This is a genomic window from Haemophilus haemolyticus (assembly GCF_003352385.1).
GTDB classification, from domain to species: Bacteria; Pseudomonadota; Gammaproteobacteria; order Enterobacterales; family Pasteurellaceae; genus Haemophilus; species Haemophilus haemolyticus_I.
Genome location: NZ_CP031243.1, coordinates 261,435 through 282,926, shown reverse-complemented (window position 1 = coordinate 282,926; position 21,492 = coordinate 261,435). Strand labels below are relative to the sequence as shown.

Annotated in this window: 19 protein-coding genes and 1 tRNA gene; 8 read left to right on the top strand and 12 right to left on the bottom strand. The window is 39.3% G+C overall.

The features are described 5' to 3' along the window. Positions 1–5: 5 nt before the first annotated feature. Together glpB and glpA are read right to left on the bottom strand one after the other, a co-directional pair. Positions 6–1,304 (bottom strand): glycerol-3-phosphate dehydrogenase subunit GlpB, encoded by a 1,299-nt coding sequence (glpB, locus tag DV428_RS01405; protein ID WP_114908430.1) that lies wholly within the window; start codon positions 1,302–1,304, stop codon positions 6–8. Further along, positions 1,294–2,985 carry an anaerobic glycerol-3-phosphate dehydrogenase subunit A gene (gene glpA / locus DV428_RS01400; RefSeq protein ID WP_114908429.1) on the bottom strand — a complete coding sequence of 564 codons (1,692 nt, stop codon included), beginning with the start codon at positions 2,983–2,985 and terminating at the stop codon, positions 1,294–1,296. Before glpA ends, glpB begins: the two co-directional genes overlap by 11 nt. A 293-nt stretch (positions 2,986–3,278) precedes the next feature. On the opposite strand from glpA, the gene glpT reads away from it, so the two are divergent. From glpT to glpK, 4 genes are all read left to right on the top strand, one after another. After that, positions 3,279–4,721: a glycerol-3-phosphate transporter gene (gene glpT / locus DV428_RS01395; RefSeq protein WP_009499681.1), complete on the top strand. Its 1,443-nt coding sequence runs from the start codon at positions 3,279–3,281 to the stop codon at positions 4,719–4,721. A gap of 103 nt (positions 4,722–4,824) precedes the next feature. Continuing rightward, positions 4,825–5,919, top strand: coding sequence for a glycerophosphodiester phosphodiesterase (gene glpQ, locus DV428_RS01390; RefSeq protein WP_005626929.1), 1,095 nt, complete (start codon positions 4,825–4,827; stop codon positions 5,917–5,919). A gap of 231 nt (positions 5,920–6,150) precedes the next feature. Further along, complete coding sequence (locus tag DV428_RS01385) at positions 6,151–6,945, top strand: MIP/aquaporin family protein (RefSeq protein WP_114908428.1); 795 nt, start codon at positions 6,151–6,153, stop codon at positions 6,943–6,945. Between the two features lie 20 nt (positions 6,946–6,965). After that, positions 6,966–8,477 (top strand): glycerol kinase GlpK, encoded by a 1,512-nt coding sequence (glpK, locus tag DV428_RS01380; RefSeq protein ID WP_005635293.1) that lies wholly within the window; start codon positions 6,966–6,968, stop codon positions 8,475–8,477. Between the two features lie 82 nt (positions 8,478–8,559). Here glpK and gpt read toward each other — a convergent pair whose 3' ends face one another. Further along, on the bottom strand, positions 8,560–9,027 hold the full coding sequence (gpt, locus tag DV428_RS01375; RefSeq protein ID WP_005632242.1) for a xanthine phosphoribosyltransferase: 468 nt from the start codon (positions 9,025–9,027) through the stop codon (positions 8,560–8,562). Between the two features lie 106 nt (positions 9,028–9,133). Here gpt and pepD point away from each other — a divergent pair, with 106 nt between their 5' ends. Continuing rightward, the gene (gene pepD, locus DV428_RS01370; protein WP_114908427.1) at positions 9,134–10,588 is read left to right on the top strand and encodes an aminoacyl-histidine dipeptidase; all 1,455 of its coding nucleotides are present in this window, start codon (positions 9,134–9,136) and stop codon (positions 10,586–10,588) included. Positions 10,589–10,686: 98 nt separating this feature from the next. Here pepD and DV428_RS01365 read toward each other — a convergent pair. After that, positions 10,687–10,781, bottom strand: a tRNA-Sec gene (locus DV428_RS01365). Between the two features lie 70 nt (positions 10,782–10,851). Between DV428_RS01365 and selA the strand changes: the two genes are divergently transcribed. The 3 genes from selA to DV428_RS01350 are packed head-to-tail and all read left to right on the top strand — an operon-like array spanning position 10,852 to position 14,975. Further along, entirely contained in the window at positions 10,852–12,237 is a 1,386-nt protein-coding gene (gene selA, locus DV428_RS01360) for an L-seryl-tRNA(Sec) selenium transferase (RefSeq protein WP_114908426.1), read from the top strand. Continuing rightward, positions 12,234–14,093, top strand: coding sequence for a selenocysteine-specific translation elongation factor (gene selB, locus DV428_RS01355; protein WP_114908425.1), 1,860 nt, complete (start codon positions 12,234–12,236; stop codon positions 14,091–14,093). Before selA ends, selB begins: the two co-directional genes overlap by 4 nt. Before the next feature lie 18 nt (positions 14,094–14,111). Further along, positions 14,112–14,975 (top strand): RsiV family protein, encoded by an 864-nt coding sequence (locus DV428_RS01350; protein ID WP_114908424.1) that lies wholly within the window; start codon positions 14,112–14,114, stop codon positions 14,973–14,975. 40 nt (positions 14,976–15,015) lie between these two features. Here the strand turns inward: DV428_RS01350 and DV428_RS01345 are convergent, their stop codons facing one another. From DV428_RS01345 to atpB, 8 genes are read right to left on the bottom strand one after another with little or no spacing between them, the layout of a single operon-like run. After that, positions 15,016–15,444, bottom strand: coding sequence for a F0F1 ATP synthase subunit epsilon (locus DV428_RS01345; protein WP_114908423.1), 429 nt, complete (start codon positions 15,442–15,444; stop codon positions 15,016–15,018). Between the two features lie 30 nt (positions 15,445–15,474). Then, positions 15,475–16,848, bottom strand: a complete 1,374-nt coding sequence (gene atpD / locus DV428_RS01340; RefSeq protein ID WP_005629235.1) for a F0F1 ATP synthase subunit beta — start codon at positions 16,846–16,848, stop codon at positions 15,475–15,477. Between the two features lie 16 nt (positions 16,849–16,864). Then, positions 16,865–17,734, bottom strand: coding sequence for a F0F1 ATP synthase subunit gamma (gene atpG / locus DV428_RS01335; protein ID WP_005632226.1), 870 nt, complete (start codon positions 17,732–17,734; stop codon positions 16,865–16,867). Positions 17,735–17,749: 15 nt separating this feature from the next. Continuing rightward, positions 17,750–19,291 (bottom strand): F0F1 ATP synthase subunit alpha, encoded by a 1,542-nt coding sequence (atpA, locus tag DV428_RS01330; protein WP_114908422.1) that lies wholly within the window; start codon positions 19,289–19,291, stop codon positions 17,750–17,752. Positions 19,292–19,303: 12 nt separating this feature from the next. Further along, entirely contained in the window at positions 19,304–19,837 is a 534-nt protein-coding gene (atpH, locus tag DV428_RS01325; protein WP_005649413.1) for a F0F1 ATP synthase subunit delta, read from the bottom strand. A 12-nt stretch (positions 19,838–19,849) separates the two neighbouring features. Next, positions 19,850–20,320: a F0F1 ATP synthase subunit B gene (gene atpF, locus DV428_RS01320; RefSeq protein WP_005649414.1), complete on the bottom strand. Its 471-nt coding sequence runs from the start codon at positions 20,318–20,320 to the stop codon at positions 19,850–19,852. A 49-nt stretch (positions 20,321–20,369) separates the two neighbouring features. Further along, on the bottom strand, positions 20,370–20,624 hold the full coding sequence (atpE, locus tag DV428_RS01315) for a F0F1 ATP synthase subunit C (protein ID WP_005629249.1): 255 nt from the start codon (positions 20,622–20,624) through the stop codon (positions 20,370–20,372). Between the two features lie 55 nt (positions 20,625–20,679). After that, positions 20,680–21,468 carry a F0F1 ATP synthase subunit A gene (atpB, locus tag DV428_RS01310; RefSeq protein ID WP_114908421.1) on the bottom strand — a complete coding sequence of 263 codons (789 nt, stop codon included), beginning with the start codon at positions 21,466–21,468 and terminating at the stop codon, positions 20,680–20,682. Positions 21,469–21,492 lie beyond the last annotated feature (24 nt).

Below are 21,492 nucleotides of genomic sequence, written 5' to 3'. Positions count from 1 at the left end.
CCCCCTTATTTCGCCAAGATTTCATCAGCAACCGCCAAGGCAGTTACAACAGCCACACCCGAACCACAACCAAGCTCAAGCGCATTAAACCCACCAATCACATTACCGACGGCATATAAATTCGTTAAATATTGACCGCTCTTTTGCACTTGGCATTGAGCATTAATTGCCACACCAGCAGATTGATAAGGTTGTGGATGAGCAAAACGATGAGCAGTCCAAGTGAAACGATCTTTATCGTTAAATCCTTCAACACCGATAATATCGGATTCAAAAACTGGCTCATAAATTTTATCGAATTCAGAAATGAGTCCTTTACTGAAGAAACTTCCTGAAGCGAGTACGAAATTATCTGCAGTAATTTCTTCATCTTCGAGCAAGCGAGTGTTGATACAACGGACTTGATTTCCTTCAAATGTTGCACTCAATGCACTATCACCGTTAATCATTAAACCGTCAAGAGATTCAAATTTACGGCGTAATTGAATACGTTGACGCATACCGAGTAATGATGGTGGCAATGTTGGTAATTCAAATAATGCGAGTTTAGTTGCATCACGAAGTGCGGTCATAAATTCTTGGTTTTCTAAACCAAAACAAGCCGGTAAAAATACGGCTTCTGCGCCTTGCGCTGATTCAATGATTTCTTTAACAAGATCATTGAACGCAAGTTTGTGCTCTAGAAGTTGAGAGATATTTACACTACGGAACTCACGAGCATTTTTGCGAAGCTCGTCTAATTGTGGAATATTTAAGAAACCACTGGTCACCTCACAATGTTCAAATTGTGGGTTTAACACCAAATTTACCGCTAAAAGTTGCGGTTGAAAATCGTGATAACCTTCGATACCAAGCACAGCAATACGTTTATGCGGAAAACTTTCTTTGCCTTGTACGGTTGGCACACTATTTGGTGAAAGCCACGCACCACGTAAACTGCCTAAGCCTGTTACACGCCAATGGTTCTTTTCCGTAGAACCAATTAAATCTAGATTTAATTCATTGGCTAAACGTTCAAAATCTTGTGCTTTAGCAAGCACTTTCTCTGCGCCCAATAAACTATAAGGGTGAGCAGGTAATTCATTACGAAGTGCGGTGATATTTTCTTTTAAATTTTCTACCGCACGACCTTCTCCATTTGAAGTTGATGGCATACGGCTTAATAAATCTAAAGAGCCGGATGCAAAATCAATGGCTGCTTGACCGTTGTTGATAATCACGCAACGTTTGCCGCGTTGTTGAAGGGCGATGCCACAGGTTAAACCCGCCAAACCACCGCCAATAATGGCTACATCAAAATTCATTGCTATCCGTCCCTTGTTGTGCTTGTTCATCAAGCGGTTTCACATCATTTAAACCTAATACGCTACCATACATCCAAGATGTAAATTCGGCTTCGCGAATAGCTTCACCCCAAGCAATCGGCTCAATACCTCTCCAGCGTTCTTCCATAAAGGCAGAAAGTTGAATAGTTGATTGAGTTGGTGTTGCCACTTCAAAACGGTTCATTAAGCCAGCAGCACGACATGCACAAAGCTCAGCTTGGCAAGTACCCATACCAACACGAGTACGGCGACGTAAATCCACAATGTTATTTACACCCAGTTCATCAATCGCATAGCGAACTTCGCCTGCCGTCACAGCCTCACATTCACAAACCATTGAACGATCTAAACGTTCTTTTTCAAGCAAACGAGTAGCCCGTGAACCATGACGATACACTGCAGAATAACGAATAGTACTTGGTAATGAAATGACTTTTTGATTGGTCTCTTGACGACTTTCAGTAGAGCCAGGTAGAGGTTGCTCCGCTGTTACACAACGAGCCGTTTTATTGAGTTTTTTACAAACAAGGTCGGTCGCCCATTCAGCCATTAAACGATAAGTCATTAACTTACCGCCAGTGATTGTAATAAAGCCATCTAAGCCATCACGTTCTGCGTGGTCAAGTAACACAATACCACGGCTCACATTACGACCTGATGGATCATCATCACTCGCAACTAATGGACGCACCCCAGCATAAGCACGTAATACGCGAGTATGACGCAAGCTAGGGGCAAGTTTTTCACCTTCACGGAAAAGAATATCCACTTCTTCTGGCGTTACTTGCATATTATCGATCTGATCATAAGGAACACGACTTGACGTTGTACCAATCACACAAATTGTATCGCCTGGAACAAGAATATCCGCATCAGCAGGTTTACGGCAGCGGTTAATGACAAGTTTATTAATGCGATGACCCATTACGAGTAATGCGCCTTTCGCAGGGAACATTTTGATTTTGAGATCGGCATATTCCGCAATCCCTTGTCCCCAAATACCACCAGCATTCACAACAAGTGGTGCAAAAAATTGGCGTTCTCTACGATTTTTGTGATCGTACACATTCACACCAATCACTTTTCCACCTTCACGAATCAAATTTTTTACTTCGCAATAAGTGAACATTTTTGCGCCGTTTTCTGTTGCATCCATCATATTAGAGGCAGTTAAACGGAATGGGTCAATCGAACCATCTGGCACAACTACAGCGCCCACTAAATCTGGGTTTACAGAAGGCTCCATAATTTTAGCTAAATCAGGATCAATGGCTTGCGCATCAATTCCAGATTTTGCACAGCTCTCAAGGAAGGTTTTTTGATAGTCGAGAGAATCTTCAGGCAACGTGATAAATAAGCCTTCCGTTTCATCTACGCAATGACGCGCAATTTTGCGCAAAATGCGGTTTTCTTTAATACATTCTTCAGCAGATTCTTGGTCGTTCACAGCATAACGCGCACCACTGTGTAATAATCCGTGGTTGCGTCCTGTCGCACCCGTTGCGATGTCTCTGCGTTCCAATAAAATACAATCAATGCCACGAAGTGCACAGTCACGCGCAATACCAGCACCCGTTGCGCCACCACCGATAATAATGACATCGGTACTAAGTGGCGAAAAATCTCCAACATCTTTGTACATGCTAGGCGATAATCCCATGTTTACCCCCAATTCCCAAAATTTAACAAAAAAGTAATATAAAAATCACAGGCATTGTAGAGAAGTGCGGCCAAATTAACAACATTTTGAGCGCAAAAGAAAACAATTTTGTGATACCGATCACGATAATTTTCGCATTCGCTCAAATGGTGTAAAAATTTTGTGAAACACTTCACATTTTTTACTTTTTTTACTTCCTTATTTTTTATTTTCTTTTATCATGCGCCCATCCCTTACTGTCTAATAAAGGGTGAATAAAACTTACACATAATTAAAAGTTGGAGAAAAAAATTATGTTTGGACCATTTAAACCCGCTCCGCATATTGCGGAACTTCCGGCGGAAAAAATTGATTCCACGTATAAACGCTTACGTTGGCAAGTATTCGCAGGTATCTTCTTTGGTTATGCCGCATACTATTTCGTGCGTGCAAACTTTGACTTAGCACAACCTGGTTTAATTCAAGCTGGTCTTTATACAAAAGCTGAGCTTGGTGTAATCGGTTCTGCAGCTGGTCTTGCTTACGGTTTATCAAAATTCGTAATGGCTGGTATGTCTGACCGTTCTAACCCTCGTGTATTCCTACCATTTGGTTTATTACTATCTGGTTTATGTATGACCTTAATGGGTCTATTCCCATGGGCAACCTCAGGCATCGCTATCATGTGGGCGATGATCTTCTTAAATGGTTGGTTCCAAGGTATGGGTTGGCCTCCATGTGGCCGTACAATGGTACACTGGTGGTCTAAATCAGAACGCGGTACTATCGTATCTATCTGGAATACAGCGCATAACATCGGTGGTATGATGCCTGGTGCAATGGTGTTATTAGCTAGTGCAATTTTCTTCAGTACCCACGGTATTGAAGCGCAAGCAAAAGACATCTGGCAACAATCTTTATACTACCCTGGTATTGCAGCAATGATCTGTGCAATTCCTGTGTACTTCGTCATGCGTGATACTCCACAATCTTGTGGTTTACCATCAATCGAAAAATGGCGTAATGACTACCCAGATGACTATAACGAAAAAACTTACGAAAACGATTTAACTGCAAAAGAAATCTTCGTAACTTATGTATTAAAAAACAAATTGTTATGGTACATCGCGATTGCTAACGTATTCGTATATTTAATCCGCTACGGCGTATTAAAATGGTCTCCGGTTTACTTGAGCGAAGTAAAACACTTCAACATCAAAGGTACCGCATGGGCATACACAATCTATGAATTAGCAGCGGTTCCAGGTACATTATTATGTGGTTGGGTATCAGATAAAGTATTCAAAGGTAAACGTGGTTTAACAGGTTTCATCTTCATGATCTTAACCACTGCAGCGGTTGTTGCATACTGGATGAACCCAGCTACACCAGAAGCTGAATTAGCAAACTACAGCGCATGGTATCAAAACCCATACCAATTAACAGACTTCATTTTAATGACTTTAATCGGTTTCTTAATCTATGGTCCCGTAATGTTAATCGGTTTACATGCTCTTGAGTTAGCACCGAAAAAAGCAGCAGGTACTGCAGCAGGTTTCACTGGTTTATTCGGTTACTTAGGCGGTACAGTTTCTGCATCTGCAGTTATCGGTTGGGCTGCTCAACATTACGGATGGGACGGTGGTTTCTATGTAATGATCGGCGGTGGCGTATTAGCTGTGTTATTACTCTTAATCGTAATGGTTGAAGAAGGAAAACACAAAGCGAAATTAGGCGATACTTACGGTACTAAATAATTAGCTTAAAAAAGGCGGCGGGCAAATTGCTTAGCCGCCTTTTTTGTAACTAAAATCTAAAAAAACCATAAAAATTTACCGCACTCTTAAGGAGAAAATACTTATGAAACTTAAAACCTTAGCGCTTTCTTTATTAGCAGCTGGCGTACTTGCAGGTTGTAGCAGCCATTCATCAAGCATGGCAAACACCCAAATGAAATCAGACAAAATCATTATTGCTCACCGTGGTGCTAGCGGTTATTTACCAGAGCATACTTTAGAATCTAAAGCACTTGCGTTTGCACAGCACGCTGATTATTTAGAGCAAGATTTAGCAATGACTAAAGATGGTCGTTTAGTGGTTATTCACGATCACTTTTTAGATGGCTTGACTGATGTAGCGAAAAAATTCCCACATCGTCACCGTAAAGATGGTCGTTACTATGTCATCGACTTTACCTTAAAAGAAATTCAAAGTTTAGAAATGACAGAAAACTTTGAAACCAAAGATGGCAAACAAGCACAAGTTTATCCTGGTCGTTTCCCACTTTGGAAATCACACTTCAGAATTCACACCTTTGAAGATGAAATTGAATTTATCCAAGGCTTGGAAAAATCTACTGGCAAAAAAGTAGGTATTTATCCAGAAATCAAAGCACCTTGGTTCCACCATCAAAATGGCAAAGATATTGCCGCTGAAACGCTCAAAGTGTTGAAAAAATATGGCTATGATAAGAAAACCGATATGGTTTACTTACAAACTTTCGACTTTAATGAGTTAAAACGTATCAAAACTGAATTACTTCCAAAAATGGGCATGGATTTGAAATTAGTTCAATTAGTGGCTTATACAGATTGGAAAGAAACGCAAGAAAAAGATGCGAAAGGTAAATGGGTAAACTACGATTACGATTGGATGTTTAAACCAGGTGCAATGGCAGAAGTGGTGAAATATGCTGATGGTGTTGGTCCAGGTTGGTATATGTTAGTAGATAAAGAACAATCTAAACCAGGCAACATTGTATACACACCATTAGTAAAAGAGCTTGCTCAATACAAAGTTGAACTTCACCCATACACAGTGCGTAAAGACGCATTGCCAGAATTCTTCACAGATGTAAATCAAATGTACGATGCATTATTGAATAAATCAGGTGCAACAGGCGTATTTACTGATTTCCCAGATACTGGCGTGGAATTCTTAAAAGGGAAAAAATAATATCCCTCATAACCGTGGGTAAACATACCCACGGTTAAATAGGTTTTTATATCGTAGAAGCCAAAATTCTACTCTAACAGAGTAACATCATAATCAATCTAGGTGTTCTAACCTAGAATTCAAATAAGGAGGCTATTTCAAAACACTCCGTATTCTTTTTTAATAGATTCTTCTTCCCTTTTATTTAGGGAAAATACTCTTCATTTCAACCGCACTTCTAAGGAGTGATCTATGGATAAATCATTAAAAGCGAACTGTATTGGCGAGTTTTTAGGTACAGCCTTATTGATTTTCTTTGGTGTGGGCTGCGTTGCAGCACTAAAAGTAGCAGGCGCTAGTTTTGGCTTGTGGGAAATCAGCATTATGTGGGGGATGGGCGTTGCACTTGCAGTATATGCAACAGCGGGTTTATCTGGCGCACATTTAAACCCTGCAGTAACCATTGCCCTTTGGAAATTTGCTTGCTTTGATGGCAAAAAAGTAATTCCTTACATCATTTCACAAATGCTCGGCGCATTCTTTGCTGCAGCATTAGTTTATGGCTTATACCGCAATGTTTTTATCGATTATGAAACAGCCCACAACATTGTTCGTGGTACACAAGAAAGTTTAAGCCTTGCGGGTACATTCTCCACTTATCCTCATCCAAGTTTAAGCATTGGTGGAGCCTTTGCTGTGGAATTTGTGATTACTGCAATTCTTATGGCATTAATTATGGCATTAACTGACGATGGTAACGGTGTGCCTCGTGGTCCGCTTGCCCCATTATTAATCGGTGTATTAATTGCGGTTATCGGTGGTGCTATGGGCCCATTAACAGGTTTTGCCATGAATCCAGCACGTGACTTCGGACCAAAATTCTTTGCTTACCTAGCAGGCTGGGGCGAACTCGCTTTAACTGGCGGACGCGAAATCCCTTATTTTATCGTTCCAATGATTGTACCTGTTTTAGGCGCATTAGCTGGTGCATGGTTATACAAAAAAGCAATTGGCGGCAATTTACCTTGTAATTGCGGCTGCGAATAATTATTTGAAGGAGTAATACTATGACAGACAAAAAATACATCATTGCATTAGACCAAGGCACAACAAGCTCTCGCGCAGTATTATTAGATCATAATGCGAATGTGGTTGAAATTGCACAACGTGAATTTACCCAAATCTATCCTCGAGCTGGATGGGTAGAACATAATCCAATGGAAATTTGGGCAACTCAAAGCTCAACCTTAAACGAAGTCGTTGCTAAAGCGGGTATTACATCTGATGAAATTGCTGCTATCGGTATCACCAACCAACGTGAAACCACAATTGTATGGGAAAAAGCAACCGGTACACCTGTTTACAACGCTATCGTATGGCAATGTCGCCGAACAGCAGACATTACCGATAAATTAAAAGCCGATGGTCATGAAGAATACATTCGTAATACCACTGGATTAGTGGTTGACCCTTACTTCTCTGGTACAAAAGTAAAATGGATTTTGGATAACGTTGAAGGTGCTCGAGAAAAAGCAGAACGAGGCGAATTATTATTTGGTACCGTTGATACTTGGCTTGTATGGAAATTGACTCAAGGTCGAGTGCACGTAACCGATTACACCAACGCATCTCGTACCATGTTATTCAACATTCATACCAAACAATGGGACGACAAGATGCTTGAAATCTTGAATATTCCACGTTCAATGTTACCTGAAGTACGCAACTCTTCTGAAATTTACGGCCAAACCAATATCGGTGGTAAAGGCGGTGTTCGTATTCCTGTTGCAGGGATTGCAGGTGATCAACAAGCTGCTCTTTACGGACATCTTTGCGTACATGCAGGCCAAGCCAAAAACACTTATGGAACAGGATGCTTTATGTTGCTCCACACAGGTAACAAAGCCATTACATCCAAAAATGGACTTCTCACAACCATTGCTTGTAATGCAAAAGGCGAACCAGAATATGCCTTAGAAGGCTCTGTATTTATCGCAGGTGCATCAATCCAATGGCTCAGAGATGAACTCAAAATTGTTCACGATAGTTTTGACTCTGAATACTTTGCCCAAAAAGTGACTGATAGTAATGGCGTATATGTTGTTCCAGCTTTCACGGGCTTAGGTGCACCATATTGGGATCCATATGCGCGCGGTGCAATTTTTGGTCTTTCTCGCGGTGCAAACCGTAATCATATTGTTCGTGCAACCTTAGAATCTATTGCTTACCAAACCCGTGATGTCTTAGAGGCTATGCAATCAGATTCGGGTGAACGCCTACAATATCTCCGTGTAGATGGTGGCGCGACAAACAATAACTTCTTAATGCAATTCCAAGCTGACATTTTAGATGTAAATGTTGAACGCCCTGTCGTGAAAGAAGTAACTGCTCTAGGCGCAGCTTATCTTGCTGGTTTAGCAACAGGCTTCTGGAAAGATTTAGACGAGCTTCGCGATAAAGCCCGAGTAGAACGCACATTCAGTCCAGACAGCGACAATGAAAAACGCGAACGTCGCTACAAAGGCTGGAAAAAAGCAGTTAAACGCTCATTAGAATGGGCAAAAGAAGATGAAGAATAATTTATAAATTAATTCTCATACAAAAGAGCGGTCAAAACTTCTTTTATTTTGACCGCTCTTTTATTCTGTATCTGTATAAAAATTATTTTCTAGAGAGAGGTGGAACAAAGGTTAAACCCAAATCCCAAGGTTGCTCAATCCAAGTATTTTGTGGAATATCAATCACGTAATCATCCACTAATTCCGCACCTGCAGGTTTTGCAAATACCGTCACAAATTTTGCATTAGGGTACATTTGACGAATCGCACGCGCAGTATTACCCGTATCAACTAAATCATCTACTACGATAAATCCTTCGCCGCCATTTGGCACTTGGGCTGCATGAAGAACTTGTAATTCACCTTGATTGTTATGATCGTGATAGCTTGCGATACAAACAGTCTCAATATGACGAAGGCCTAACTCACGAGCCAAAACAGCTGCTGGAAATAAACCACCACGGCTCACCGCAATAATACCTTTCCATTGAGAAGCAGGAAGTAAACGTTCAGATAATTTGCGGGCATGCATTTGGAACATATCCCAAGTCACCACATATTTTTCGCTCATAATTGCACCTTAGAAATTTATCGATAAATAAAAATTGCGTAAGGATAACCCGAAATGGCGTTTTATGCTATTATTTCATGAAATTTTTCAGTAAAAAGGAGTGACTATGTCTGAAATTACAACACTTAAACCAGCATTACTGTGGAAATGGTTCGATCAAATCTGTGCAATCCCTCACCCTTCTCATCATGAAGATGCGTTAGCTAACTTTATTGTAAATTGGGCGAAAGAAAAAAATTTTTTTGTTGAACGCGATGAAGTGGGGAATGTCCTCATTCGTAAACCCGCCACGAAAGGAATGGAAAATCACACACCTGTTGTTCTACAAGCACACTTAGATATGGTGCCTCAGGCTAATGAAGGCAACTCACATGATTTTACCAAAGATCCTATTCAACCTTATATTGACGGGGAATGGGTGAAAGCACGAGGCACAACACTAGGATCTGACAATGGTATCGGTTTAGCCTCTACGTTAGCGGTGCTAGAAAGCAATGATTTAGCTCATCCACCTCTTGAAGTGCTTTTAACAATGACAGAAGAAACGGGCATGGATGGCGCAAAAGGCTTACGTCATAACTGGTTACAATCTGAAATTTTAATCAATACAGATACCGAAGAAATTGGCGAAATTTACATTGGTTGCGCGGGCGGCATTAACGCAAACTTTGAAATTCCAGTTCAATATGAAACCAATACGTTTGAGCGCAGCGCACAAATCACCCTTAAAGGTTTACGTGGCGGTCACTCTGGCGGCGATATCCATACAGGGCGCGCAAATGCAATTAAAGTCTTAGCACGAGTATTAGCAAAACTCTCTCAAAATGAACCGCACTTTGCTCTCTCTGAAATTCGTGGTGGCTCAATTCGTAATGCAATTCCTCGAGAAGCTGTGGCTATATTAGCCTTTAATAGCGATGTAAAAGCCATAGAAAGTGCGGTAGAAAATCTGGCGATTGTTCTTAAAGAAGAATTAGCAATTGCAGAACCTAATTTCACACTTTTCGTAGAAGCAGCAGAAAAAGCCCCTACCGTATTCACCGCACAAAGTACTCAAACGGTTATTAACGCACTTAATGTATTGCCAAACGGCGTAATCCGCAATAGTGATGTAGTTAAAAATGTTGTAGAAAGCTCATTAAGCGTTGGCGTATTGAAAACAGAAGGTAATGTTGTAAAAAGCACCATTTTAGTTCGTTCATTAATTGAAAGCGGTAAATATTACGTAACTGAAATGCTTAGCTCACTTGCAATCTTAGCAAATGCAAAAGTTGAGTTTTCTGCGCCTTATCCTGGCTGGCAACCAGTAAATGACTCTACTATCTTAGACGTTACTCGCAAACATTATGCTGAAGTGCTAGGCGAGCAACCTGTAGTGAAAGTCATTCACGCAGGATTAGAATGTGGTCTTTTAAAAGAACATTATCCACACATTGAAATGATTTCTATCGGACCAACAATTCGAAATGCTCACTCACCAGATGAGAAAGTGGAAATTGCAACGGTGCAAACCTATTGGGATTTATTGACAAGAGTATTAGCGGACATTCCAGCAAAGTAATCTAGTACTAATCGAAAAGGGCGGTCAAAATTAAAAACGGTTTTGACCGCTTTTATTTTTATAAAAAATAGAAATGATAAAAATGAAATATATAGAATTGGCGGAGGGGAATGGGAGTCGAACCCACCCAAGAACGCTGGCGTCCTCAACAGGATTTGAAATCCTGCCACCTCACCGGAGATGACGCCCCTCCGTAGTTGAAATTGCAGTTACTTTAGCGTAAATTAATCGGCAATTCAACGTTATTTTAAACGGATTCAAAAATGACCGCACTTTTTCAACAACTTCCTTCCGTTGACAAAATTCTCAAGACACCTCAAGGCTTACAACTCATTACCGAATTTGGTCACACTGCAGTCGTAGCAATATGTCGAGAATTATTAACGCAAGCTCGTCAATTTATTCAAAAAAACAATCAACTTCCTGAATATTTTTCTAATTCTGACCGCACTTTTGTAGAAATTCATTCTCGCCTACAAAAACAAAACCAAGTACAAATCAAAGCGGTACATAATCTGACTGGTACGGTGTTGCACACAAATCTTGGGCGGGCACTTTGGTCTGAAGCAGCACAACAGGCAGCGCTTTCTGCGATGCAAAAAAATGTTTCGCTTGAATATGATTTAGATGAAGGTAAGCGTAGTCATCGCGATAATTACATCAGTGAATTATTATGCAAACTCACAGGTGCGGAAGCAGCCTGTATTGTGAATAACAACGCTGCTGCGGTATTGTTAATGTTAGCGACCTTTGCTCAGGGCAAAGAAGTAATAATTTCTCGTGGCGAATTAATTGAAATCGGCGGTGCATTTCGTATTCCAGATATTATGGAACAAGCTGGATGCAATTTAGTGGAAGTAGGCACTACTAATCGTACTCACCTGAAAGATTATCGTAATGCTATCACTGAAAATACGGCTTTTTTAATGAAAGTGCATAGCAGCAATTATCAAATTTGTGGTTTTACCTCTTCAATTTCAGAAGAAGAACTCGCAGAACTAGGCCAAGAAATGAATGTACCCGTAGTAACCGATTTAGGCAGTGGTGCATTGGTTAATTTAAGCCAATATGGCCTACCAAAAGAACCAACCGTGCAAGAAAAAGTCGCACAAGGTGTGGATTTGGTCTCTTTCTCTGGCGATAAATTGCTTGGTGGCGTGCAAGCAGGCATTATAGTGGGTAAAAAAGAATGGATCGAACAATTACAAGCACATCCACTCAAGCGTGCATTACGTTGCGATAAAGTCATTTTAGCTGGCTTAGAAGCCACATTACGTTTATATTTAAATCCTGAAAAATTAACTGAAAAATTACCAACTCTGCGCTTACTCACGCAACCATTAGAACAACTCAAAATAAATGCTATGCGTCTCAAAGAGCGGTTAGAATCTCGCTTAAATTCACAATTTGAAATTCAAATTGAAGATAGCCAAGCACAAATCGGTAGTGGCTCACAACCAATGGAAAGAATCCCTTCCGTGGCTGTTACTATTGCAGAAAAAACAAACGTAAAACTTTCCGCACTTTCAGCTCGTTTTAAACAACTTTCTCAACCTATTATTGGGCGAATGGAAAACGGAAAAATTTGGCTAGATTTACGTAGCCTTGCGGATATTGAAACACTATTAAATACATTGGATGAACTATGATTATTGTTACTTCAGGTCACGTTGATCACGGCAAAACAGCATTATTAAAAGCATTAACTGGCACAAGTACCGCGCATTTACCAGAAGAAAAAAAACGCGGAATGACCATTGATTTGGGGTATGCCTATCTGCCTTTAGAAAACAAAGTACTTGGCTTTATTGATGTGCCGGGACACGAAAAATTCTTATCAAATATGCTGGCAGGTTTAGGTGGTGTGCATTATGCAATGTTAATTGTCTCTGCGGATGAAGGCGTTGCAGCGCAAACAAAAGAACATTTAGCAATATTACGCCAGCTTCAATTCCACGAAATTATTGTTGTCATCACAAAAGCAGATCGTACAAATTCAGAGCAAATTGAATCGTTAATCCAAACAATTAAACAAAATTATAGTTTTTTACGCGATGCTAACTACTTCATTACCTCTGCAGAAACGGGGCAAGGCATCAGTGAATTACGTCATTACTTAGCTAATCTACCTGAATTAGCTGATACTCAGAAACCTTTCCGCTACGCAATAGACCGAGTATTCAGCGTAAAAGGGGCGGGTACCGTCGTGACAGGCACAGCCTTTTCAGGAACAGTGAAAACCAACGATGAAATTTACCTTTCCAATGGACAGAAAGTTCGTGTAAAAGCGATTCACGCACAAAATACATCAAGCGAACAAGGTATTGCAGGGCAACGTTTAGCGTTAAATTTAAATGCTGATTTAGACCGCACGCCAATGAAACGAGGCGATTGGTTATTGCAGGATGAACCTCTCTCACCAACAGATCGCATCAGTGTACAAATTTTGGCTGAAGTACCATTAAATGAAAGCCAACCTGTGCATATTTATCACGGAGCAAGTCGAACTACGGGTAAGCTCACCTTACTACAGGGAAAAAATGCTGCAAAAAATGACCGCACTTTGGCTGAAATCATATTAGATTCACCATTATTCTTGGCTTTCGGAGACAAACTTATTTTACGCAGTGGCGATACAAAAACCTTAATTGCCGGCGCACGAGTATTGGAAATTAACTCGCCAAAACGTCATAAACGTACTGAAGTGCGGTTAAATTTCTTAGCCAATTTAGCATTGGCAGAGAATGCTTCGCAACGTATTGCTCTTACCCTTCAACATAAGGCGACAACAGCACGCCAATTAATGTGGACGGAACAACTGACTTCCTCACAATTAGATAAAGCACTCGCCGAGCGGGACGCCGTACGTTATCAAGATTGGTGTTTTAATACTAATTACGTACAAGAAAAAACGCAGCAAATTTTAACCGCACTTGATACTTATCACGAGCAACATAATGATCAACTTGGTGTAAGTAAAGCCAGATTATATCGAATGGCGACATTGAATCAGCCAGAAAATCTAATTTATCATTTTATCGATGAAATGCTTGATGATGGTCGATTACAACAAACTCGTGGCTGGATTCATCTACCAGAGCATAAAATTCAATTTAATACTGAAGAAAAATCACGTTGGACAGATGTATTAAACGAGTTTGAAAAAGCAAATGGTCAAGCGATTTGGGTGCGCGATATGGCAAATGCACTCACTATTGATGAATCAATTATGCGTAATTTTATGTATAAAGCGGGAAAACTGGGTTACCTTACGCCAATCGTGAAAGATAGATTTTTCTTAACTGAAACCATCTATGCTTATGCAAGACTCATCAAACAAATCGCAGAAGAAAAAGGAAAAGTTTCAGTAAATGAAGTACGTGATAAATTGAATTTCGGGCGCAAACTTACCGTTCAACTGATGGAATATTTCGACCGAATGGGATTTTTACGTCGCAAAGGCAATGACCATATTTTACGCGATAAGAATGTTTTTGATTTATGATTTAAAAAGGAAAAGAGTATGAAAAAAACGCTCGTTGCTACATTAATTAGTTCTGTCATATTACTCGCAGGCTGCCAAGATAAAGATACTGAAGCAAAAATAAAACAACTAAATCAAACTGTAGCACAACTCAGTACTGAAAATACCAAATTAAAAGAGCAAATAGAAAAAACAGTCCCCGCAATTTTTGTGGAAAATGATGAAATATTTAATCAATCTGAAATTATTAAACATCCTAAATCGAAAGAAGATTACCAACCTGAAGAAACCAAAATTGAGTATTCAATTTCAACAATAAAAACTAATATTGATTGGCTTAATGATCTATTGTGGAAAAAATTGACTGAAAATGAAGAAATGAAAAATATTTCTCGCGAACAATTTGTAGCACGCTATCAAACTGCTTTTGAGGAAGACAAAAAAGAAGTAAAAGAAACACCATCTCTTGGTATTTCTCATTCTATGTGGACAGATTTTATTGCACAAAAAGAAAAACTTGCAACCTTTGCTATTAGTTTTTATGACTATGAAGGTGGTGCTCACGGCATAGAAGGTAATCGCTATTTCACGATTGATCTAACTACACGCCATATTTTGACATTAAATGATTTATTTAATGAAAAAGATTTACCGAAAGTAAAAACACTTTTATGGGAACAATATAATAATAGCAATAAGGAATATGAACCTGTTATTGGATCCGATAGTTTTAATTTATCGAACAATATTTACTTAGATTCAAGAGGTGTACATTTTATTTATGATGTTTATGAAATCGCCCCTTACGCAGCAGGAGAGCAAGATTTGTTGCTCTATTTTGGGCAACTAGAAGAATTATTTAAACCTGAATTTAAGCGAAGTAACTATGTAAAATTTCTTTAAAGAAACAAAAAGTGCGGTGAAAATTCACCGCACTTTTTTATTATCGTCTTGTTTTCAAGAGTTTTTCAGTCAATTCATAAGCTCGAAGTTTTGCTAACTCTTTAGAAAGTTTCGCAACCAGTAAATCATGATCTACATCTGATGCATGAGATACAATGTTCTCTTCAGCTTTACGTTTTGCTTCGCTAATACGATCAGCATCTAATTCACTACCACGGATAGCAACATCTGCTAGTACCGTAACAATATTTGGTTGAACCTCTAAAAAACCACCGGAAACATAGATAACTTCTTCATTTCCATCTTGAAGGGTAAATTTAACAATCCCAGGCTTAATTGCCGTTAGCAATGGGGTGTGTCCAGGGAGAATTCCTAATTCCCCCTCAACACCTGTTGCTTGGATTTGTTTTACTTCACCTTCAAAGATTTTTCGCTCTGCGCTTACTATTGTTAAATTAAATGTCGCCATTTTTGTTCTCCTTCAAATGACTTGAAGTGATTACATATTTTTGGCTTTTTCTAGCGCTTCGTCGATTGAACCTACCATATAGAACGCTTGTTCTGGGATATGGTCGTAATCACCGCTTAAAATACCTTTAAAGCCGCGAATGGTTTCTTTTAATGGAACATATTTACCCGGAGTACCGTTAAATACTTCAGCAACGAAGAACGGTTGTGATAAGAAACGTTCAATTTTACGTGCACGTGCTACCACTAATTTATCTTCTTCAGATAATTCGTCCATACCAAGAATTGCGATAATATCTTTCAATTCTTTATAACGTTGTAAAATACCTTGTACACCACGAGCAATATCATAATGTTCTTGACCAACAACAAGTGGGTCTAACTGACGTGAAGTTGAATCTAATGGGTCAACCGCTGGGTAGATACCTAAAGATGCAATTTGACGACTTAATACAACTGTTGAGTCTAAGTGTGCGAAAGTTGTTGCTGGAGATGGGTCAGTTAAGTCATCCGCAGGTACGTATACCGCTTGTACAGAGGTTATAGAACCTGTTTTGGTTGAAGTAATACGTTCTTGTAATACACCCATTTCTTCAGCTAAGGTTGGTTGGTAACCTACCGCTGATGGCATACGACCTAATAACGCAGATACTTCAGTACCAGCAAGGGTATAACGATAGATGTTATCCACGAAGAATAATACATCACGACCTTCATCACGGAATTTTTCTGCCATGGTTAAACCGGTTAACGCAACACGTAAACGGTTACCTGGTGGCTCATTCATCTGACCATAAACCAAAGATACTTTATCTAATACGTTAGAATCTTTCATTTCATGATAGAAGTCGTTACCCTCACGAGTACGTTCACCTACACCCGCAAATACAGAATAACCTGAGTGCTCGATCGCGATATTACGGATTAATTCCATCATGTTAACGGTTTTACCTACACCAGCACCACCGAATAGACCAACTTTACCACCTTTAGCAAATGGACAAATTAAGTCGATAACTTTGATACCAGTTTCTAATAATTCCGTACTGTTTGATTGTTCTTCATAGCTTGGTGCAGAACGGTGGATAGCCCAACGCTCTTCTTCACCGATTGGACCTTGTTCGTCAATTGGTTCACCCAATACATTCATAATACGACCAAGGGTTTTTGTACCTACCGGTACTTGAATCGGATCATTCGTGTTTTCTACTTTTAAACCACGTTTTAAACCGTCAGAAGCACCTAATGCGATACAACGTACCACACCGCCACCTAATTGTTGTTGCACTTCAAGTGTTAAACCTGATTCAACTTTTAATGCATCGTAAACTTTTGGCACTGCATCTTGTGGAAATTCAACGTCAATCACCGCACCGATGATTTGTACAATTTTTCCTGCTGACATTACCGTTCCTCTTTTCTTAAATCGCTGCCGCACCGGCTACGATTTCATTCAATTCATTTGTGATACTTGCTTGACGAGCTTTGTTATACACCAACCGCAGATCATTAATTAAATTACCTGCATTATCAGTTGCTGCTTTCATTGCTACCATTCGAGCCGCTTGTTCTGAAGCTAAATTATCTACAACCGCTTGATAAATTTGAGATTCTAAATAACGAACTAAAAGACTATCTAATAGTACTTTTGGTTCTGGTTCATAAAGATAATCCCAAGTCTGTTGTCTTTCATTTAAATGATCGTCTTTAGATTCTGGTAAAGGAACTAATTGTTGTACAACAGGTTTTTGCGACATCGTATTAACAAATTTATTGTATGCAATATAAACTGCATCAATTTCACCATTACGATAAGCATCAAACATTGTATTTGCGACACCAATTAATTCTTCTAGAGCGGGCGTATCGCCTAAACCAGAAAGTTGACCTTTGATATTAAATCCAAAGGAACGGAAAAAACTAATTCCTTTTGAACCTATTAAGCCCAAATCTGTAGAAATATTTTGTTCTTTCCAATTTTTGATTTGGTTAAGTGTGGTTTTGAATAAATTAACATTTAAACCACCACACATACCACGATCTGTTGAAATAACCAAGATACCGATTTTCTTCACTTCACGCTCAACTAAGAACGGATGTTTATAACCGACACTTGCTTTAGACACATGACTAATAACGTTACGGATAGTTTCAGAATACGGACGAGATGCAGCCATACGATCCTGCGTTTTACGCATTTTCGAGGTCGCCACCATTTCCATTGCCTTAGTAATTTTTTGTGTACTTTGTACACTGGCAATTTTGGTTTTTATCTCTTTTGCACCTGCCATCTTATCTCTCCGTTACTACCAAGCACTATTAGCTTTAAAACTATCTAAAATACCTTTTAATGTATCTTTGATTTCGTCATTATAGTTACCGGTTTTAGTAAGCTCTTGCATAAACTCAGCGTGATTACGGTTAGAATAATCTAAAAGTGCGGTCTCAAAACTTGCAATTTTTGATAATTCCACGTCATCCAAATAACCAAATTCAACAGCAAACAATACAACCGCTTGTTCTGCAACAGATAATGGAGCAAATTGTTTTTGTTTTAATAATTCAGTTACTTTTTCACCGTGAGAAAGTTGCTTACGAGTCGCATCATCAAGATCTGATGCAAACTGTGCAAATGCTGCTAATTCACGATATTGAGCTAGCGCGGTACGAATACCACCCGCTAATTTCTTAATAACTTTAGTTTGCGCTGAACCACCTACACGAGATACCGAAATACCTGGGTTTACCGCAGGACGAATACCTGAGTTAAACAAGTTAGATTCTAAGAAGATCTGACCATCAGTAATAGAAATTACGTTGGTTGGAACAAACGCAGAAACGTCACCAGCTTGGGTTTCAATAATAGGAAGTGCGGTTAAAGAACCAGTTTTTCCTTTCACTTCACCTTTAGTAAATTTTTCTACGTAATCTTCGTTTACACGAGAAGCACGTTCTAGTAAACGAGAATGTAAATAGAATACATCACCTGGATAGGCTTCACGACCTGGTGGACGGCGTAATAATAATGAAATTTGACGATAAGCTACGGCTTGTTTTGATAAATCATCATAAACAATTAACGCATCTTCACCGCGATCACGGAAATATTCACCCATCGCACAACCAGCATAAGGTGCTAAATATTGTAACGCTGCTGATTCAGATGCTGATGCAGCTACCACGATAGTATTTGAAAGCGCACCATGTTCTTCTAATTTACGTACGACGTTTGCGATAGTAGAGGCTTTTTGACCAATCGCAACATAGATACATTTAATACCAGAATTACGTTGGTTAATAATAGCGTCAATTGCTAACGCAGTTTTACCAGTTTGACGGTCACCAATGATTAATTCACGTTGACCACGGCCGATTGGCACCATTGAGTCAACCGCTTTATAACCAGTTTGAACAGGTTGATCAACAGAACGACGATCGATAACACCTGGCGCAATCACTTCTACAGGTGAGAAACCATCATTTTCAATTTCTCCTTTACCATCGATTGGTTGACCAAGCGTATTAACTACACGACCTAATAAACCACGACCAACTGGTACTTCAAGAATACGACCTGTACATTGAACTTCCATACCTTCCGCTAAATCTGCGTAAGGTCCCATAACTACAGCACCAACAGAATCGCGTTCAAGGTTAAGTGCCATCGCATAACGATTACCTGGTAAGGCGATCATTTCACCTTGCATCACATCGCTTAAACCGTGGATGCGAATAATACCATCGCTAACAGAAACAATTGTCCCTGTATTACGCGCTTCACTGACCACGTCGAATTGAGCGATGCGTTTTTTAATCAATTCACTAATTTCAGTTGAATTTAGTTGCATCTTGTATTCCTCTTATAATTGCAACTCGTTTGCGAGACGAGTAAGTTGCCCACGGCTACTTCCGTCAATCACAAAGTCTTCAGTACGAATAATCACACCAGCAATAAGTGCGTTATCCACGTTGCAATTTAATTTCACTTTGCGAGCTAATCTTTTTTCCATTGCAGCTGCAATTTTTTCGATTTGTGTTGCATTCAATGGTTGCGCAGATGTTACTTCAACTTCTGCAATAGCTTGGTGTTCCTCTACGTGATGTTTAAATTCTTCAAACACCGCAGGAATAGCACTCAAACGCTTATTTTCAGCCATTAACCGAATAAGATTTTGCCCATATTGATCCAATTGTTCGCCACAAATAGAAATTACTGTATCAGCTAATTTCTGTGCAGAAAGAGAACTACTTAAGTAAGCTTTTACCGTTTCATCTTCAGCTACGGCAGCAGCAAAACCTAACATTTCAGTCCATTTTTCGACCGCACTTTGTTCAATGGCAAAGTCGAATGCAGCTTTTGCATAAGGGCGAGCTATTGTAGTTAATTCTGACATAAGCTAAGCCTCTTATAACTCTGCAACTAATTTATCAATAATGTCATTGTTTGCCGCTTCATCAATAGAACGACCCACAATTTTCTCAGCACCAGCCACTGCCAATGAAGCCACTTTAAGACGTAATTCTTCTTGAACACGTTTACGTTCTGCTTCTACTTCTGCATAACCTTGAGCAATAATTTTTGCTTTTAGTTCTTCGGCTTCTGCCTTCACTTCGTCTAATACTTCATTGCGACGTTTATTCGCAGCATCTAAAATGTCTTGAGCTTGTACTTTTGCAGCTGAAAGTTCTTGTTCAACAAGATTTTTCGTATCTGCTTGCTCTTTTTTAGCTGCTTCAGCTGAAGCTAAAGCGTTCGCAATTTGGCTTTGACGTGTTTCAATCGCATTAATAATTGGTGGCCAAACAAACTTCATGCAAAACCACACGAAAAGTGCGAATGCGATAAGTTGACCAATCAATGTTGCATTTAAATTCACAACGTCCTCCTTACTATGCTTGTTTTACGTTGATAAGCAAATAAGGTGATTAGTGTAATAAACCGATGAATGGGTTTGCGAAAATGAAAAGTAATGAAATACCAACAGCAATCATTGCAATCGCATCTAAAAGACCAGCCACGATAAACATTTTAGTTTGTAAGCTAGATGCTAATTCTGGTTGGCGTGCTGATGATTCTAAGAATTTACCACCTAGAATAGCAAAGCCAATTGCAGTACCTAATGCAGCAAATGCAAGAAGAATTGATGCACCGATGATTGTAGCTGTAATTACAGTTTCCATAATTTTCTCCAATAGAAGTTAAGTTTTAGCCCTAGAGCTGGTTAATAAAAAATGATTAATGATCTGCTTTGTTATAAGCAATACTTAAATAAACAACCGTCAACATCATAAAGATGAAAGCCTGCAAGGTAATCACCAAAATATGGAAAATAGCCCAAGCAAGATGTAACGGAATCCCTAATGCTGCAATGGCTATATTAGCGGAATACATTACAGCGATAAGAATAAAGATCAATTCCCCTGCATACATGTTACCGAATAAACGGAAAGCAAGTGAAATTGGTTTAGCCAATAAAGTCACCGTTTCAAGAATAAAGTTAACAGGAATAAACGCCCAATGGTTGAATGGATGAAGCGTATATTCTTTAACTAAACCTTTGAATTCTTTAGATTTTATTGTGTAGAAAAGAATTAAAAAGAAAACACAAATGGACATACCCAAAGTTGCGCTAATATCTGCTGTCGGCACTGCACGAAGATAATGAATACCGAACAAACCTGCAAATTGAGGTAAGAAATCAACAGGAATTAAGTCGATAGCATTCATGATGAATACCCAACAGAAAATGGTTAATGCAAGTGGCGCAACTACGTTACGTGGACCATGAAAATTTTCTTTCACGATCCCATTAACCCATTCCACAACAATTTCAACTAAGCATTGCATTTTTCCTGGAACGCCAGTTGTTGCTTTTTTCCCTACTCGAGAAAAAACAAATAGGAAAATAACCGCAGCAAGAATAGAAAAGAACAACGTATCTATATGAACATTCCAAAATCCATCCCCTGTTTTGAGAAAGGATAAATGGTGGCTAATGTATTCCGATGTTGTTTGTCCAGACATAATAAACCCTTAGTACAAGTATAA

Bases quoted from the DNA above. Each gene is read 5' to 3' on its own strand.
- glpB (WP_114908430.1), bottom strand. From the start codon at position 1,304: ATGAATTTTGATGTAGCCATTATTGGCGGTGGTTTGGCGGGTTTAACC.
- glpA (WP_114908429.1), bottom strand. From the start codon at position 2,985: ATGGGATTATCGCCTAGCATGTACAAAGATGTTGGAGATTTTTCGCCA.
- glpT (WP_009499681.1), top strand. From the start codon at position 3,279: ATGTTTGGACCATTTAAACCCGCTCCGCATATTGCGGAACTTCCGGCG.
- glpQ (WP_005626929.1), top strand. From the start codon at position 4,825: ATGAAACTTAAAACCTTAGCGCTTTCTTTATTAGCAGCTGGCGTACTT.
- DV428_RS01385 (WP_114908428.1), top strand. From the start codon at position 6,151: ATGGATAAATCATTAAAAGCGAACTGTATTGGCGAGTTTTTAGGTACA.
- glpK (WP_005635293.1), top strand. From the start codon at position 6,966: ATGACAGACAAAAAATACATCATTGCATTAGACCAAGGCACAACAAGC.
- gpt (WP_005632242.1), bottom strand. From the start codon at position 9,027: ATGAGCGAAAAATATGTGGTGACTTGGGATATGTTCCAAATGCATGCC.
- pepD (WP_114908427.1), top strand. From the start codon at position 9,134: ATGTCTGAAATTACAACACTTAAACCAGCATTACTGTGGAAATGGTTC.
- selA (WP_114908426.1), top strand. From the start codon at position 10,852: ATGACCGCACTTTTTCAACAACTTCCTTCCGTTGACAAAATTCTCAAG.
- selB (WP_114908425.1), top strand. From the start codon at position 12,234: ATGATTATTGTTACTTCAGGTCACGTTGATCACGGCAAAACAGCATTA.
- DV428_RS01350 (WP_114908424.1), top strand. From the start codon at position 14,112: ATGAAAAAAACGCTCGTTGCTACATTAATTAGTTCTGTCATATTACTC.
- DV428_RS01345 (WP_114908423.1), bottom strand. From the start codon at position 15,444: ATGGCGACATTTAATTTAACAATAGTAAGCGCAGAGCGAAAAATCTTT.
- atpD (WP_005629235.1), bottom strand. From the start codon at position 16,848: ATGTCAGCAGGAAAAATTGTACAAATCATCGGTGCGGTGATTGACGTT.
- atpG (WP_005632226.1), bottom strand. From the start codon at position 17,734: ATGGCAGGTGCAAAAGAGATAAAAACCAAAATTGCCAGTGTACAAAGT.
- atpA (WP_114908422.1), bottom strand. From the start codon at position 19,291: ATGCAACTAAATTCAACTGAAATTAGTGAATTGATTAAAAAACGCATC.
- atpH (WP_005649413.1), bottom strand. From the start codon at position 19,837: ATGTCAGAATTAACTACAATAGCTCGCCCTTATGCAAAAGCTGCATTC.
- atpE (WP_005629249.1), bottom strand. From the start codon at position 20,624: ATGGAAACTGTAATTACAGCTACAATCATCGGTGCATCAATTCTTCTT.
- atpB (WP_114908421.1), bottom strand. From the start codon at position 21,468: ATGTCTGGACAAACAACATCGGAATACATTAGCCACCATTTATCCTTT.